Annotated in this window: 14 protein-coding genes and 1 pseudogene; 6 read left to right on the plus strand and 9 right to left on the minus strand. The window is 70.7% G+C overall.

Features of this window, described 5'->3' with window-relative positions; all coding sequences use genetic code 11:
* Nucleotides 1-13: 13 nt before the first annotated feature.
* Nucleotides 14-2,443 (plus strand): annotated as a pseudogene (locus ACO0LU_RS17930) (UvrD-helicase domain-containing protein); the annotation flags it as partial.
* Between the two features lie 48 nt (nt 2,444-2,491).
* Nucleotides 2,492-3,247, plus strand: coding sequence for a PD-(D/E)XK nuclease family protein (locus ACO0LU_RS17935; RefSeq protein WP_424792742.1), 756 nt, complete (start codon nt 2,492-2,494; stop codon nt 3,245-3,247).
* Nucleotides 3,248-3,321: 74 nt separating this feature from the next.
* Here the strand turns inward: ACO0LU_RS17935 and ACO0LU_RS17940 are convergent, their stop codons facing one another.
* The 6 genes from ACO0LU_RS17940 to ACO0LU_RS17965 form a co-directional block, all read right to left on the minus strand.
* A complete protein-coding gene (locus tag ACO0LU_RS17940; RefSeq protein ID WP_424792714.1) occupies nt 3,322-4,722 on the minus strand; it encodes an FAD-binding oxidoreductase in 1,401 nt (466 codons plus the stop codon).
* Nucleotides 4,723-4,971: 249 nt separating this feature from the next.
* Entirely contained in the window at nt 4,972-5,592 is a 621-nt protein-coding gene (locus ACO0LU_RS17945; protein ID WP_424792715.1) for a helix-turn-helix transcriptional regulator, read from the minus strand.
* 121 nt (nt 5,593-5,713) lie between these two features.
* Nucleotides 5,714-6,592 (minus strand): CHAD domain-containing protein, encoded by an 879-nt coding sequence (locus ACO0LU_RS17950; RefSeq protein WP_424792716.1) that lies wholly within the window; start codon nt 6,590-6,592, stop codon nt 5,714-5,716.
* Between the two features lie 158 nt (nt 6,593-6,750).
* On the minus strand, nt 6,751-7,893 hold the full coding sequence (locus tag ACO0LU_RS17955) for an RNA polymerase sigma factor (RefSeq protein ID WP_424792717.1): 1,143 nt from the start codon (nt 7,891-7,893) through the stop codon (nt 6,751-6,753).
* Nucleotides 7,894-7,911: 18 nt separating this feature from the next.
* Complete coding sequence (locus ACO0LU_RS17960) at nt 7,912-8,343, minus strand: YciI family protein (RefSeq protein WP_424792718.1); 432 nt, start codon at nt 8,341-8,343, stop codon at nt 7,912-7,914.
* A gap of 117 nt (nt 8,344-8,460) precedes the next feature.
* On the minus strand, nt 8,461-8,793 hold the full coding sequence (locus ACO0LU_RS17965; RefSeq protein WP_424792719.1) for an ArsR/SmtB family transcription factor: 333 nt from the start codon (nt 8,791-8,793) through the stop codon (nt 8,461-8,463).
* Nucleotides 8,794-8,867: 74 nt separating this feature from the next.
* Between ACO0LU_RS17965 and ACO0LU_RS17970 the strand changes: the two genes are divergently transcribed.
* The 3 genes from ACO0LU_RS17970 to ACO0LU_RS17980 are packed head-to-tail and all read left to right on the plus strand — an operon-like array spanning nt 8,868 to nt 11,693.
* Nucleotides 8,868-9,977, plus strand: a complete 1,110-nt coding sequence (locus tag ACO0LU_RS17970) for a flavin-containing monooxygenase (protein WP_424792720.1) — start codon at nt 8,868-8,870, stop codon at nt 9,975-9,977.
* Entirely contained in the window at nt 9,974-11,236 is a 1,263-nt protein-coding gene (locus ACO0LU_RS17975; RefSeq protein WP_424792721.1) for an MFS transporter, read from the plus strand. The genes ACO0LU_RS17970 and ACO0LU_RS17975 overlap by 4 nt, the downstream gene beginning before the upstream one ends.
* Before the next feature lie 40 nt (nt 11,237-11,276).
* On the plus strand, nt 11,277-11,693 hold the full coding sequence (locus tag ACO0LU_RS17980; RefSeq protein WP_424792722.1) for a YccF domain-containing protein: 417 nt from the start codon (nt 11,277-11,279) through the stop codon (nt 11,691-11,693).
* An 85-nt stretch (nt 11,694-11,778) separates the two neighbouring features.
* Here the strand turns inward: ACO0LU_RS17980 and ACO0LU_RS17985 are convergent, their stop codons facing one another.
* From ACO0LU_RS17985 to ACO0LU_RS17995, 3 genes are all read right to left on the minus strand, one after another.
* On the minus strand, nt 11,779-13,380 hold the full coding sequence (locus ACO0LU_RS17985) for a Na+/H+ antiporter NhaC family protein (RefSeq protein WP_424792723.1): 1,602 nt from the start codon (nt 13,378-13,380) through the stop codon (nt 11,779-11,781).
* A gap of 82 nt (nt 13,381-13,462) precedes the next feature.
* Nucleotides 13,463-13,687 carry a DUF664 domain-containing protein gene (locus ACO0LU_RS17990; RefSeq protein ID WP_424792743.1) on the minus strand — a complete coding sequence of 75 codons (225 nt, stop codon included), beginning with the start codon at nt 13,685-13,687 and terminating at the stop codon, nt 13,463-13,465.
* A 117-nt stretch (nt 13,688-13,804) separates the two neighbouring features.
* Nucleotides 13,805-14,413 carry a TetR/AcrR family transcriptional regulator gene (locus ACO0LU_RS17995; protein ID WP_424792724.1) on the minus strand — a complete coding sequence of 203 codons (609 nt, stop codon included), beginning with the start codon at nt 14,411-14,413 and terminating at the stop codon, nt 13,805-13,807.
* Nucleotides 14,414-14,494: 81 nt separating this feature from the next.
* Here ACO0LU_RS17995 and ACO0LU_RS18000 point away from each other — a divergent pair, with 81 nt between their 5' ends.
* Nucleotides 14,495-15,532 (plus strand): NADP-dependent oxidoreductase, encoded by a 1,038-nt coding sequence (locus tag ACO0LU_RS18000; RefSeq protein WP_424792725.1) that lies wholly within the window; start codon nt 14,495-14,497, stop codon nt 15,530-15,532.
* Nucleotides 15,533-15,535: the final 3 nt, after the last annotated feature.

Genomic DNA, 15,535 nt, shown 5'->3' on the forward strand with positions numbered 1-15,535 from the left:
CGCCGACACCGCCGCCACCCTGTTCGTCAACGCCGGCGCCGGCTCGGGCAAAACTCGCGCCCTGGTGGACCGCATCGCCACCCTGGTGCTGCACGACGGCGTCCCGATGGCCCACATCGCCGCCGTCACCTTCACCGAGAAAGCCGGCGCGGAACTACGGGACAGGTTGCGCTCGCGCTTCCAACGCGCCTGGCGCGCCGAGGTGTCCGACGACGACACCCGGCTCCTTCACGACCGCGCCTCCAAGGCGCTCGACGAACTGGACCGCGCCGCCGTGGGCACCCTGCATTCCTTCGCCCAGCGGATCCTCACCGAACATGCCGTGGCCGCCGGGTTGCCGCCGCGGGTGGAGGTGATGGATGAGGTGGGCTCCTCGGTGGCGTTTGAGGACCGGTGGTCCCAGATCCTCACCGAACTCCTCGACGATGAATCGATGGAGCCCGCGCTGCTGCTGGGCATGGCCGCCGGGCTGAAAATCGACAGGCACGTCCCGTCCCTGGCCCGGGCGCTGGGTAATGACTGGGACCTCATCGCCGACCGCATCCTGCCCCACCCACCGGCCCCGGCGGTGCTGCCCGATATCTCCGGCGTGCGCCGCCAAGCCACCGAGGTGCTCGACCTCGCCCAGCATTGCACCGAGCCCGACGACAACTTGTTCAAACGGTTCCCGGTGCTCACCTCCGCCACCCACGCCCTGCGCACCGCCCGCGACGACGGCGCCCAGGTGAGCGCGCTGCAGCAACTCGCCGGCCTGAAGTTCGGTCCCCGCACCGGCAACAGCCGCAACTGGTCCTGCGACATCAACGACGTGCGCGCCGCCGGGACCGCCCTCGCCGAGGAGGCCCAGCGGGTGATCGGCCACGTGCTGGACCGGTCCCTGCGGGCGGTGACCTACTGGACGGCGCAGCGGGTGCGCGCCGCCGCCCTGGAACGCCGGCGCGACGGCCGTCTGGAGTTCCACGACCTGCTCGTGCTCACCCGCGACTTACTGCGGCATAACGCCGAAGTACGCACCGCGCTGCACCACACCTACCAGCGGCTGCTGCTCGATGAGTTCCAGGACACCGACCCCATCCAGATCGAACTGGCCGTGCGCATCGCCGGCGGGCCGCAGGCCGACGCCCCGGACTGGCAGGACGTGCCCGTGCCGCCGGGCCGGCTGTTCGTGGTCGGGGACGCCAAACAGTCGATCTACCGGTTCCGCCGCGCCGACATCAACATGTACTTGGGCGCCCAGGAACACCTGGGCACCGCGGTGTCGCTGACCACGAACTTCCGCACCGTCGACCCGATCCTGGACTGGGTCAACCACGTGTTCTCCCACCTGATCACCCCCGACCCGGGCCGCCAACCCGCGTATGAACCCCTGGACTCCCATCGCACCTACGCCCCACCCGCCGGCCCGGCGGTGACCGTGCTGGGCTCTCAAGGTCACGACGGCACCGCGCAACCGGAAGGGAAGATGACCGCCGAGCGGTTGCGCATCCTGGAGGCCGACGACGTCGCAGCAGCCATCGGCGTCATGCTCACCGAGGGGTGGCAGGTCCAGCAGGGCGATCAGTGGCGGGCGGTGCGCCCGGCCGACATCGCCATTCTGGTGCCGGCCCGCACGTCACTGTCCTACCTGGAGGCCGCCCTGACCTCCGCCGGGGTGCCCTACCGGGCCGAAGCCAGTTCGCTGGTGTACCAGGCCGCGGAGATCCGGGCTCTGATGGCCTGTGCCCGGGCGCTCGCGGACTTCAGCGACGAGTTGTCCCTGCTCACCGCGTTGCGCTCGACCCTGTTCGGCTGTGGGGATGACGACTTGTGGGACTGGCGCCGGCACGGTGGCCGGTTCACCCTGCGCCGGCAACCCGATGAGCAGATGCCGGAGCAGGTGCGCACCGGCCCGGTGGCCACCGCGTTGGATGCGCTGCGTTCGCTGGCGCGGCAGGTCCGATGGTCCACCCCGAGCCAGGTGCTGGAGGCGATCGTCACCGAACGCCGCATGTTCGAGGTGGCCGCCACCGGCCAGGACCGCCGGGATGTATGGCGCCGGCTGCGGTTCGTGGTGGACCAGGCCCGGGCCTGGTCGCAGGTCACCCGCGGGGGGCTGCGGGCCTACCTGGCGTGGGCGGCCCACCAGGGCGATGAATCCTCCCGGGTGAGTGAATCGGTGCTGCCCGAAACCGACGTCGACGCGGTGCACATCTCCACTATCCACGCCGCCAAGGGCTTGGAGTACCCGGTGGTCATCATGTCCGGGATGACGTCGCAGCCCCAACGCCGCCCGGGCTTGCAACTGCTCTGGCCGCCCGAGGGCGGGTATGCGGTGCGGATCAGTTCGCGCCTGCAAACCTCCGACTTCACCGAAGCGCTGCCCGTCGATGAGCAGATGGATGCCGCCGAGCGGATGCGGTTACTGTACGTCGGGGCCACGCGGGCCCGCGACCACCTGGTGGTGTCCTTGCACCGTGACGGTGGCTCCAGGACGCAGACCGCGGCCAAGGTCATGGCTGACGCGGGCGCTGCGTCGAAAGCGGTGCGGTTGGAGGACCTGTCCGTTCCGCGCTCGCTGGCGTTGGGCCGCCCAGAGTCCGACGTCGTGCCCGCGCCGCCATGGCAGGACTGGGTGGCGCTGCGGGACCGGGCGCGGGTCAGCGCGGACCGTGATGCGGCCATGGTGGCCTCCGGGTTGGAGGGCTCTGAACCGTCGGTGGTGCTGACCGATGCCGACCCCGGGTCCCACAAGGCCCAGCGGGACCTGGTGCTGCCGCCGTGGTCCAAGGGACGGTACGGCTCCGCGATCGGGCGGGCCGTGCACGGGGTGCTGCAAAGCGTGGACCTGGGCGCAGGGCAGGTTCCGAACGCGGCGGTCGATGCCCAATGCGTGGCCGAAGGAGTGACCGACCACCGGGAACTGGTCACTGCCCTCGTGCGGTCAGCGCTGCAGTCCGAGGTGGTGGGTGAGGCGGCCGCGCGCCGGCACTGGCGCGAGACCTACGTAGGCACCACCCATGAGGACGGCACCATCCTGGAAGGCTACGTGGACCTGATCTACGACGACGACAACGGCGACCTGGTCATCGTGGACTACAAGACCGACGCCGTCCCCGCCGCCGCGATCGACACCCGCATCGCCTACTACCAACCCCAGATGCAGGCCTACGCCACGTGCCTGTCCCAGGCCACCGGCCGCACCGTGCGCTGCGTGCTGCTGTTCCTGCACCCCGAGGGGGCGGTAGCGCGGGAGGTGGCTGTTCAATAGGTGGGGCGCCCGCGAGGAATGCGCGCGCATGCCCACCGTGCCCTCGGTCGTCCTACTGACAGTTGGGTGACCGGTCAGCGCCGCTGCGCGGCGGTAGCGAAGACGCCGTCCGGGTCGTAGGCGGCGCGGATCTCGGCGAGCCGAGCCTGGTTGCCGAGGGTCTCGGGGAGGGTGACGTCTGGCTCGTCGTCGAACCCGGAGAAGTTCACGTAGACCCCTCCGGTGGCGTAGGGCCGCATCGCCGTCCACATCGCTCGCGCCCATCCGATCGTGCGCTCGTCGTCGGCCGGGTCGGACCACGCGGCGTCGATGCTGAGGTTGAACCGCCGTCCGCGGTGCGGGTAGGCACTCTGATCGGCCGGGACCCGGTCGATCGCACCGCCCAGGGTGCGGATCGCGACCAGGATCCGGTCGCTGGGACGCTGGTCGTATAAGTCGACCATCGTGGCGATCGCCTCGTCCGAGATCTCATCGAGGAAGTGAGACTTGAAGAAGTACCGGTCGCCGTCGGGTGCCATGGGGTCGACGGAGGCCTGGATGTCGACGTAGGGCAGGACGCCACCGAGGTCGGCCAGTGGTTCGCCGAGGTCCGTCAGGGGGTCGAGCACCGGGGTCGCCTCGGCGGGATCGCCGGCGAACAGGCCCAGCGACATCACCACCGGCCTGCCGTGCAACTCCTCGGGAACGCTCGGGTCAGCAGGCACGCTCCACAGCAGCAGTTGGGGCGTGACGGTCTCGGGCGCTGCCAGCGCAGCCTCGCGCCACCGGCGGGCCACCGATGCAGCCTCGGGGAGGTCGAACAGCACCCACGCGGCGGCGACCTGGGGGCCGAGGGGGCGGAGGGTGAACTCGAACGAGGTGACCACACCCAGCCCGCGCCCGCCCCCGCGGGCGGCCCACAACAACTCGGGGTGCTGGGTGGCGTCGGCCGTGCGGACCACCCCGTCGCCGGTCACGATCTCGATCGCGCGGACATTGTCACAGGCCAGGCCGAAGGAGCGCTGCAGCAGGCCCATGCCACCGCCAAGGGTCAGTCCGCCCACTCCAGTCGCGGAGACCTCACCACCGGTCGTCGCCAAACCGAAGTGCTGCGTCGCCCGGTCCACGTCGCGCCAGAGGGCGCCGCCCTGGACGCGGGCCGTGCGAGCGTCGGGATCGACGTCTACGGCGTTCATCTCCGACAGGTCGATGACCAGCCCGTCCTCGCAGACGGCGCTGCCGGCTACCTGGTGACCGCCACCGCGGATCGCGACCTCGATGGCATGACGACGAGCCACCTCCACGGCGGTGACAACATCGGCAACACCGCTGCAGCGAGCGATCACACCTGGCCGGCGGTCGATCACGCCGTTCCAGACGGCGCGGGCCTGCTCATAGGCAGTATCGCCCGGTGTGATTACCGTGCCGTCGAGGGCAGTCCGCAGTTCCTCGACCGCCTCCGCCGTGACGGCGTGGGGGTGGGTCACGTGCTGCATGGTGGACCTCCTGCTCCCGTGAACGGCTTGGTCGACGCCGAGCCGTGCGGTGGTCGTCGCGTCCCTGTTCTGGACGGTCCGACCCGGCCTCGGCCTGCTGGAACGGTATTCGGCTGCGAGCGCTCCTCGCTTCGCACGTTCCGGCCATCTTGGCGACCGGGCCATGGCCGATACGGGCCATGGCGAGGGGGTGAGCGTCAGATCCTGCCGCGCGTGGCGGTGCAGCGGGGCGCCGGAGGGGAGTAGGTGTCAGATCCAGCCGCGTGCGGTGGCAAGGGCGGTGGCTGCCGCGCGAGTGGGAACATCAAGGCGGGTCAGGATGTTGGCGACGTGGCGATGCACGGTGTGCTCGGACAGTCCGAGTCCTGCCGCGATCTGGCGGTCCCCGTGGCCCTCGGCGACGAGGCGCAGGATTTCGGCCTGGCGAGCGGTGAGCGCCGAACTGTTCCCGGGTGCGGGGTCAACGCTGCCGAGTCCGGTCAGCACCCCGGTCGGTTCCAACCGGGCCCGGGCGGCCTTGCTGAGGATGCGTCCGCACTCGAACAGATCGGCGGCCTCCTCCAGGCACCTCCGTGCCCACTCGAGGTCGCTGCCGGCCAGGCTCGCGATGCGGACCTGCCACTCCTGGGCCGCGGCCCGGTGAGGACCGTTCGCCCGGGGCACGGTGCGGACGAAGCGATCGACCAGCGCGGCCGCCGCCCACGTCTGCTCCACCTCGAGTGCGATGCGGGCCGGAGTCAACTCCTCTCGCGTCTCCGTGGTGTCCGCCTGAGTGAGCGCCTGCTCCAACCGGGCGCGTGCCTCGGACCAGGTGCCACGCTTGAGCGACCTGTTGCTGTCGGCGGCACTATCACGCATCTCGAACGTCATCGGCGATCCCTCGCGCGATCGGGCGGATGGTGGAAAGTATCCGCCTGCGGACCCTGCCGCGCTACCCCTTTCGGTGAAGTTGACCCGACTGGCCCGCAGGTGGCCGGCATAGTCGGTCGACTCAGCCGACCAGTCGCCGAGACCCGGCCCGGGTGGCGCGCTCCAGGGCCCGGTGGCCGCGGGCCCGAGCCTGATCACCCTGCTCGGAGATCCGACCGATCAGGATCCCGTAGGTCAGTGCCGGTTCGCCCTGCTCCTCAGCGATGCGCGCGATCTGCAGCAGCCGGGCCGTCGCGGTGCGGGCGTCCTGGAACTCCCCGAGCGCTTCGGTGACCTCCTCCCATGCCGCGGCCGCGCGGGTAGCGCGCTTCCCGAACACCGGGGCGAGCGCGTCGCAGGCGTAGCGGGCCGCCTTGGCCTTCTTGCGGGTCCGGTGGAACAACGCATCCCGCTCGGCTTCCTGCTCCGCCGCCAGCGCGCCGGCCCACGTTCGTTCCACCCGCACGATCGAGGCCTCCACCAGCGGCGGCAGCACCTTCTTGGCCTTCTTCCGGGCTCGGCCGCGCCAGGGCACCTGTCCATCGAGCAGCGCCAGCATGGCGCTGCACCGGGGGGAGTCCATGGCGGCGAGCAGGTTCTGCCGCGCCGCCTGGTGCTCGCGGTCCAACTCGGTCCGCAGCCGCTGCTCCACCGGCCCGTGGCGGTGCTCACCGGGCAGGTCCGCCAGCGCGGTGAGCAACCGCTCCCGGAGCACCTCGGCATCCCGCACCGGCCCCAGCTCCCCGGCGAACCAGCGCAGTTCGCCCCGCACCGGCTCGGTCAGTTCCCGCCGCACCAGCCGGTGGAACACCCGTAGCGTGGTGCGCACCCGGCGAGTGGCCACCCGCACCTGGTGCGCCGCGTCGGCAGCGTCGGCCCGCAGATCCTCCTGACCGCCGGTGATCGTTTCCACCTGGGCGCGCAGGTACGAATCGACCACCGGCTGAGCCTTGACTCCCACGGCGACCTCCATCAATTCGCGGCTCCCGAACCGGTCCAGGACCGCCGGCGGCACTGCCTCCCTGCCGGTGCCCGGCGCCGTGGCCGTTCGTGCCGAATTTGGTGCCCCGCCTTGATTATCGCACCGTGGCCGATCGGCGCCCGGTGACGAGGGCCCACTTACGGCTGCATACGGGCGCCTTGGCGGGTGAGGTGGTCGCGTTCGGGGATGCTGGTGGCAACGTCGGCGGCTTCGGCGTACAGGGCTCGGGCCTGGCCGGTATTGCCGGCTCGTTCGTGCAGATAGGCGCGCACGGCGGCATGGCGGGGCACATCCGGCGGGACAGCCTCGGCGGCGCGCAACCCGGCCAAGGGGCCATCGACCTGCCCGACGGCGACCGCCCGGTTCAGCGCCACGACGGGGCTGTCGGTGAGCGCGGAGAGTTCGTCGTACCACTGCAGGATCTGGGGCCAGTCGGTCTCCTCGGCCGATCGGGCGTCGGCGTGCAGCGCGGCGATCGCGGCCTGCGCCTGGTACTCGCCGAGCCGGTCCCGGGCCAAGGCGTGCTGCAGGACCTGCACGCCTTCGGCGATGAGGGTGGTGTCCCAGGCTGAGCGGTCCTGCTGTGCCAACGGGATGAGGTCACCGCTATCGGTATGACGGGTAGCCCGGCGGGCGTGGTGGATCAGCATCAGTGCCAGCAGGCCGGCGACCTCCGGCTCCTCGCTCGCGGCGGCCGCCTGTCGCGTCAGACGGATGGCCTCGGCAGCCAGGTCCACCTGGCCGTCATAGCCTTCGTTGAAGATCAGGTACAGCACCTTCAACACGGTGCCCAGGTCACCGGGCTCGTTGAGTCGCTTCCCCCGCAGGGTGGCCTTGGCACGGCTGATCCGCTGGGCCATCGTGGCCTCCGGCACCAGGTAGGCCCGGGCGATCTGCGCGGTGGTCAACCCCGCCACCGCCCGCAACGTCAGCGCCACCGCCGAGGCCGGGGTGAGCGCCGGGTGGGCGGCCAGGAACAACAGCAGCAATGTGTCATCGGCCTGCTGCGCCGGGCCCGGGGCGGGGGCGGCGTACTCACGTTCCTCCCGGCGGGCGCGGGCGGCCTCGGAGCGGACGGCGTCGGTGTACTTGCGCCAGGCGACGGTGACCAGCCAGGCCCGGGGGTTGTCCGGGGGCTCGGCCGGCCACCGTCGCACCGCCTCGAGCAGTGCTTCCTGGACGGCGTCCTCGGCGGAGGCGAAGTCGGCGCCGCGGCGCACCAGCACCCCCAGCACCTGGGGACCCAACTCGCGCAGGCGTGCACCGTCGTCGTCGATCATCGCGCTACTGCCGTCGCGCTACTGCGCCGCGGACATCCAGGTCTCCACGTCGCTGGCCTGCTGGGCCAGGAACGGGCGCACCTCGATCCACTCCTGCAGCGGCCTGCCACCCGGACCGGGCGCGGAGGACAGGAACGCCGCCGCTTCGTGGGCACGCTCCTGGGAGTCCACGTCGATGATCATCCACCCGGCGATGAGGTCCTTGGTCTCCGCGAACGGGCCATCGGTCACCGGGGCCTTGCCCTGGGCGTCGAAGCGCACGAAGGTGCCCTGAGGGGACAGCGCCTGGGAATCGACGAACTCCCCGCGTTCGGTGAGCACTTGAGCCACGTGGTCCATGAACGCCACGTGGTCGGTGATCTCCTGTTCGGTCCAGTCCTCCATCGGCACCGCGGGTTCGGTGCGCTCCGGTCCGCCCCGGTAGTGCTTGAGCAACAGATACTTGGCCATGGTCGTCCCTTGTGTGTCGGTGGCGGCCATTGTGCCGCCCTCACCTGATAGACGGAACCGGGTTGCCGGATTCGACATCGGGTGCTTCCGCGGAAGCATCAGGACGTGGAGCGCAGGTCAGCAGCAGACTTCCAGGTAGGCCTGCAGATCGGCCAGGGCGGCCCTGATCCCGTCGCGGTCACCGCGGTAACGGATGATCTTCCCCTCACGAACGGAGGTGACCACACCGCCGCGGCGCATCAGGGCCAGGTGTTCCGAAGCCGTGGATTGGCTCACGCCGGCCCGCTCGGCAACCTCGCCGACGGACAACTCCGCGCCGTCGAAGAACAGCAACATGATGCGCTGCCTGGTGGGGCTGGCGAGCGCCTTGAGGAAGTCGTGCGTGCCGGGCTGGAGTTCCGCGGGCATCGCCTCGGCGTCCGCGCCGGTCGCAACCGCTGCCTGTGCCATCTGCTCAATCCTCCTGCTCGAGATTGTACCCGAGAACGTATTGACGTTTCGGAATATGGCGATATGTTGGGCACATGAGCACACCACAGCAGACAGTCCTGATCATCGGCGGCGGGCAGTCCGGCCTCGCCGCGGCGCGTGCGGCACGGGATCACCACCTTCGCCCGATCGTACTGGAGGCAGGGGAGCGAGCCGTCGGTTCCTGGCCCCACTACTACAACAGCCTCGCCCTGTTCTCGCCGGCACAGTTCAGCGGCTTCCCCGGCTTCGCCTTCCCCGGCGATGGCGATCACTACCCCACTCGCGATGAGGTGGTCACCCACCTGGAGAACTACGCCGAGAGCCTGGACGTGGAGATCCGCACCAGCACCAGGGTGCGCGCGGTCGAGTCCGACGGCGATGGTTTCACCGTGCACACCACGGGCGGGGATGTCCTCACCGCTCCCGCCCTGGTCGCCGCCACCGGCTCGTTCGCCAACCCGCACCTGCCGGCGGTGCCCGGCTCGGAGACCTTCGCCGGCACCATCAAGCATGTGGCCGACTATCGCGATCCCAGCGAGTACCGGGGGAAGCGGGTGATCGTGGTCGGGGGCGGTAACTCTGCGGTCCAGGTCGCCGTCGAGTTGGCGCGCACGGCCGCGGTGACCCTCGCCTCCCGTCAGCCCTTGCAGTTCTGGGAGCAGCGGATCAACGGCCTGGACCTGCACCACGCACTGGTCGAGACCGGGTTCGATCTGCTGCCGCCGTACTGGTTGGCGCAACTGGTCACCGGCACCCTGGTGATCGACACCGGCGGTTACCAGCAGGCCTTCGCCACCGGGCTCCTGGACCGGCGGCCGATGTTCACCCGGTTCACTGAGGACGGCATCGAGTGGTCCGACGGCAGCCGTGAGCAGGTGGACGCGGTGCTGTTCGCCACCGGCTACCGCCCTGCGCTGGAGTACCTGCGGCCCCTGGGCGCGCTGGACCAGACCGGCGCCCCGCTGCACGCGGGCGGGTTGTCCATGACCCACCTGGGGCTGGCCTACCTGGGCCTGGAGTTCCAGCGCTCCTTCTCCTCCAACACCCTGCGCGGGGTGCACCGCGACGCCGAGCATGTGCTGGCGCCGCTGGCCGCGTACACCCGTGGATCCTGGAGCGCGACCGCGGCGCATCAGGTGCGGCCGAGCATGTCCGCGGTGTGAGGGCGGCAGGCTCCGGTGCCGGCCCTGCGGTGTCCACCGCGGTGGCGCACCGACGACGGCGTGTGCTGAGTGTGCTGTGCGGCACCCAGATCGTCAGTTGGGGGGTGCTGTACTACGCCTTCCCCGTGCTCGCACCCGATATCGCCGCCCGGGCGGGGTGGTCGACGACGGCGATCACCGGCGCCTTCTCCGCCGGCCTCCTGGTGTCGGCCGGAGTGGGCATCCCGGTGGGTCGCCGGCTGGACGTCGCCGGGCCGCGGCGGATCATGGCAGGTGGTTCGGTGCTGGGCGCCACCGCGCTGGTGCTGATCGCGCTCGCCCCGAGCCAGATCGCCTTCACCGTCGGCTGGTTGGTCGCCGGAGTCGCGATGGCCGGGGTGCTTTACCCCCCGGCCTTCACCGCGATCGCCCGCTGGTACGGGCCGGACCGTGTCCGCGCCCTGACCGTCCTGACCTTGGCGGGCGGGCTGGCCAGCACGGTCTTCGCGCCATTGACCGCCGCGCTGCAGGACCACCTGACCTGGCGGGGCGTCTACCTCACCCTGGCGGCGATCCTGCTGGTGGTGACCGTGCCGGCCCACTGGTGGGGTCTGCGCGCCCCGTGGCCGGCGCCGGATGCCCCGCCGGGCCGGGGCAGTGTCGGCGCTGCGGGGACGGACTCTCCCGGCCGCGTCGTGGGTAGCCCGCGCTTCGTCGCCGTCGTCACCGCCCTGGCCCTTGCCGGGTTCGCGGCGTTCGCAGCCCTGATCAACCTGGTGCCGTTGCTGCTCGAGCGTGGGATGGACGCTCGTTCCGCTGCCCTGGCGCTGGGTCTGGGCGGCGCCGGGCAGGTGGTCGGGCGCCTTGCCTATCCCGCGCTGTCCGCCCGCGTCGGCGTGCGCGCACGAACGGTGGTGATCCTCCTCGCCGTCGCGCTGAGCATCACGGCACTCGGTGTGTTCCGTTCGCCCCCGGTGCTGATCCTTGCGGCCGTCGGTGCCGGGGTGGCCAGAGGACTGTTCACCCTCGTTCACGCCACCGCTGTCAGCGACCGGTGGGGCGCGGCCCACTACGGCCGGCTGACGGGCGTGCTCTCCGCGCCCATCACGGTGACCGTGGCGCTCGCCCCCTGGGCCGGGACGGTGCTGGCCGATCTGCTCGGAACCTACGCCGCGGCGTTCTATCTGATGGGCGTGCTCAGCCTGATCGGCGCCCTGGTCGCCGCCCTGCTCGATCGCGGCCCGGGGCAGCGCGTCGGCATCACGACCGCGAGCCGCTGACGCTCCCGCGGGAGTGCCGTGGCGGCGTTACCGTTAGGCCATGCGAACGCTCGGGAACGTGCTGTGGTTCATCCTGGCCGGCTGGTGGCTCGCGCTGGCGTACGTGATCGCGGGGGTGATCGCGTGCATCCTGATCATCACCATCCCCTTCGGCATCGCCTCCTTCCGGCTGGCGAGTTACGTGCTGTGGCCGTTCGGGCGCCGCACCGAGTTCCGGGCCGATTTCGGGGTCCTGGCCGTGATCGGCAACATCCTCTGGATCGTGCTGCTGGGCTGGGAGCTGGCGATCGGTCACCTGATCGCCGGATTGCTGCTGTGCCTGACCATCGTGGGCATCCCGTTCGGGATCGCGTGCTGGAAGATGGTGCCGTTGGCGTTCTTGCCGCTGGGTCAGCGGATCGTCCCGGTGCGCTCGCGCGCGGAGGACCCCTTCGCCGGGGCGCCCGGGCACCCCTGACCGGGTCGCGGACTGCCGGCAGGTGCCGGTCGCCGTCGTCGGTGCTCAGAAGTCAGTGCACGGCGGCGTGCGGTGCCCGGGCCCCTCACCCGCGGGCGATGGTGCGATCGGTGCTCACCTGCTCGTCCAGCGGTGTGGAGCGGGCGCGCCCGATGAGGACGAAGGCGGCGATGGCCGCGAACGTGGCGGCGAGCCCGGCCAGGACGTTGCCGGTCAACGCCAGCACCGCGTAACCGGCCAGGGCCGCGGCCCCTGCGGCGATCGCATAGGGCACCTGGGTCACCACGTGGGTGATGACGTTGGCGCCGGCCCCGGTCGAGGACAGGATCGTGGTGTCCGAGATCGGGGAGACGTGATCGCCCAGCACCGCCCCGGCCAGCACCGCGCCGAAGGCCGGCAGCAACAGCTCCGGCTGGTCCACGGAGGTCATGATCGCCCCGGCGATCGGCAGCAGCAGGCCGAACGAACCCCAGGACGTGCCCGTCGCGAACGCGATCAGGGAGGCGACGACGAACATCACCGGGATCAGCCAAGCCGGGGGCATGTTGGCTCGCTCGACCAGGTCGCCGAGATACTCACCGGTGCCCAGCGTCCCGATCAGGTCACCGAGTGTCCACGCCAGGAGCAGGATCGCGATGGCCGGCAGCATCGACTTCACGCCCTCGAGCCACCCGCGGCCGAACTCGGCCGCGGAGAAGTCCGGGTTCTTCGAGGTGTTGCGGAAGTAGTAGTAGAGCGCGAAGACCAGTCCGATGAGTCCGCCGAGCACCAGCGCGGCCGAGGCGTCGGTGTCGGCCAGGATCGCCACCCAGTCCCAGGTCCCGGCGGCCCGGTAGCCGGTGAGGGTCAGCCCGGCGAGCACTCCGAGGACCAGGGCCAGGAACGGAACGACCAGCGCCCGCCGCACGCCGGGGTAGTGCACCGGCAGGTCCTCGGCCAGTTCACCGGGGATCGTGGCGCCATCGGCGTAGACCTTCCCCTCGGTCAGCGCGCGGCGTTCCTCCTTGCGCATCGGCCCCACGTCCAGGCGGAGCAGAACGATCACCCAGACCAGCACGACGGCGGCGATCGCGTAGTAGTTCGCGACCGCGGCGCGCAGGAACGCCTCCAGGCTGCCCATGGTCAGAGCGGAGGCGGCCAGCAGCGGGGCGATCAGGCCCATGATGTAGGCGCCCCAACTGGAGAACGGCGCCAGAACCGCCACCGGCGCGGAGGTGGAGTCCACGATGTAGGCGAGTTTGGCCCGGGAGACCCGGTGCTTGTCCGTCACCGGGCGGCTGACCTGGCCCACCGCCAGGGCATTGAAGTAGTCGTCGATGAAGATGATCAGCCCGAGCACCGCCGGCACCCCTTGGGCTCCGCGCCGGCTCGTGACCCGGGTGATCGCCCAGTCGGCCAGCGCGCGGGTGCCGCCGGACATCATGATGAACGCGGCGATCGCCCCGAGCAGCAACAGGAAGATGAGGATGTAGACGTACCAGGTGTTGACCGCGCCCTCGTCCCAGAAGATCACCGCGAATGACGCCCAGACCTCGCGCAACGTGGCGAGCGGGTCGAATTCGGCGATCAGGATCGCGGCGGCGAGCACGCCCAGGCCCAAACTGATCAGCACCTTCCTGGTGGCGATCGCCAGGCCGATGGCCAGCAACGGGGGGATGAGCGTCAGGATCGGATAGTTCTCGGTCATCATCGTCCGCCTTCCGGTGAGCGCGATAGTAGTACCGCGAGGGGCGGACGCGGGAGGGGATGGGCCGGGGCTGTCCCGATCGTTACTCGCCGGTGAGTCCGTCCACGGCCTCGCGGAGCAGGTCGGCATGGCCGCTGTGGCGGGCGTACTCCTCCACCATGTGCACCACCAGGACCCACCGCAGGCTCACGGCGCCACCATCGACAAAAGGACGCTTCGCGACCTGGGCGAGGTCGCCGTCGTCGGCTATCAGTTCGGTGACCAGGTCCCGGGACCGCTGAACCGCCTCCCGCCACAGCCTGTGCAGTTCCTACGGGCTGTCCCGGGCCGCGGAGTGCCAGTCCCAGTCCGGGTCGGCGTCCAGCGTGCCCGTCTCAATCGGTGTTCATCGGCGGTTCGGGGCGGCCCTGCTCATCGACGGCGGTCATCGGACTGTCGTTGCCGGCTCGTGGTCGGTGACGGCGAGGATGACCCGGGTGAGGACGCTGCGGGCGCGCGCCGGGCTGATCTTGTCCTCGAGCGCGCCGCGGACCAGGGAGTCACCGGCACCGATGATGCTTCGCAGGACCGCGGCGTCCAACGGACCGGTGAACGGCTCCAGGGCCTCACGGCACATCGCGAGGTAGTCCTCCTCGGCCTCCTGGCGCAGTTCACTCAGGCGGGCCGAGCCGGCAAGGGCGGCGACGACGTCGACCAGTTCGCGCCCCTCCGCCAGGCAGCAATCGATGTAGGCGCCCGCCACCAGGCCCGCCACCGCCGCCAGTTCGGGCTCGGCATCATCGAGCGCCGCCGCGAGTACCCGGCGCTGGCGGGCCTCGAACTCCCGATACAACTCCGCGAGCACCCCGGCCCGGTCACCGAAGTGGTCATACACCAACGGCTTGGTCACCCCGGCCCGCTCGGCGAGGCGACCGAGGGTCAGTTCATCGGTGCCGGCCTCCCGGATGAACTCACGCGCCACGTCCAGCAGTTGGGCGCGCCGCTCCGACTTCGAGAGCCGACGACGCGGGTTCGCCCCAGCGGGGTCGGTCATCGCCCCTCCTCGATCGCTCCGACAACTTACCTATGGTAACTTACCACAAGTAACTTCCGCTCAGGTGAAGGAGAACGCTCGATGCCTACCCACGCCACATCCGGCCCGGAGGTGCGCCTCGGACAGGAGGTGCGCCTGCGCTCGCGTCCCGCCGGGGAGCCGACTGCGGACAACTTCGAACTCGTCGACGTCGAGATCCCCTCGCCCGCCCCCGGGCAGGTCCTGGTGCGCAACACCTGGATGTCGGTGGACCCGTACATGCGGGGCCGGATGGATGACACCGAGTCCTACATCGCCCCGTTCGCGCTGGGTGCTCCCTTGGAGGGTGGCGCGATCGGGCAGGTAGTGGCCTCGAACGCCGTCGATGTGCCGGTGGGGTCGACCGTGTCCCACCGTGCCGGATGGCGCTCCCACGCCGTGCTGGACGCGGTTGCCGTCACCCCTGTGGACACCTCGATCGCTCCGCCCGAGCACTACCTGGGTGTCCTCGGCATGACCGGCCTGACCGCCTATGTTGCGCTCACCGACACCGCGCCGGTTGAGGAGGGCGATGTGGTCTTCATCTCCGCGGCGGCCGGTGCGGTGGGCAGCGTCGCGGGCCAACTGGCCCGCCTCCTGGGTGCCTCGAGGGTGATCGGCTCCGCCGGCGGGGCTGCCAAGGTCGCCCGGGCGGTTGCGGACTTCGGCTTCGACGCCGCGATCGACTACACCGCCGGGGACGTGACCGGCCAACTCGCCGCCCTGGCACCCGAGGGCATCGACGTCTACATCGACCTCGTTGGTGGTGAGCACCTCGAGGCGGCGCTCGGCGCCCTGCGCCGGAACGGACGCGTCGCGATCGTGGGTGCGATCAGCGGGTACAACGCCACCGGTCCCGCCCACGGCCCGGCCAACTTCTACCGCACCCTTCCGCGGCGGTTGAGCCTGCGCGGGATGATCGTCAGCGATCACGCGGACCGCACCAGCGAATACGTCGAACGAGCCACGGGGTGGTTGGCCGACGGTTCCCTGCGCGCCGAGAACACCGTGGTGGAGGGGCTGGCGAACGCTCCGGCGGCGTTCCTGAGTCTGTTCCGCGGTGCCAATACCGGCAAACTTCTCGTCCACCTCGGCGGGTAGGGG

The sequence above is a fragment of the Pseudactinotalea sp. Z1748 genome (assembly GCF_049725185.1).
GTDB lineage: Bacteria > Actinomycetota > Actinomycetes > Actinomycetales > Beutenbergiaceae > CALKWS01.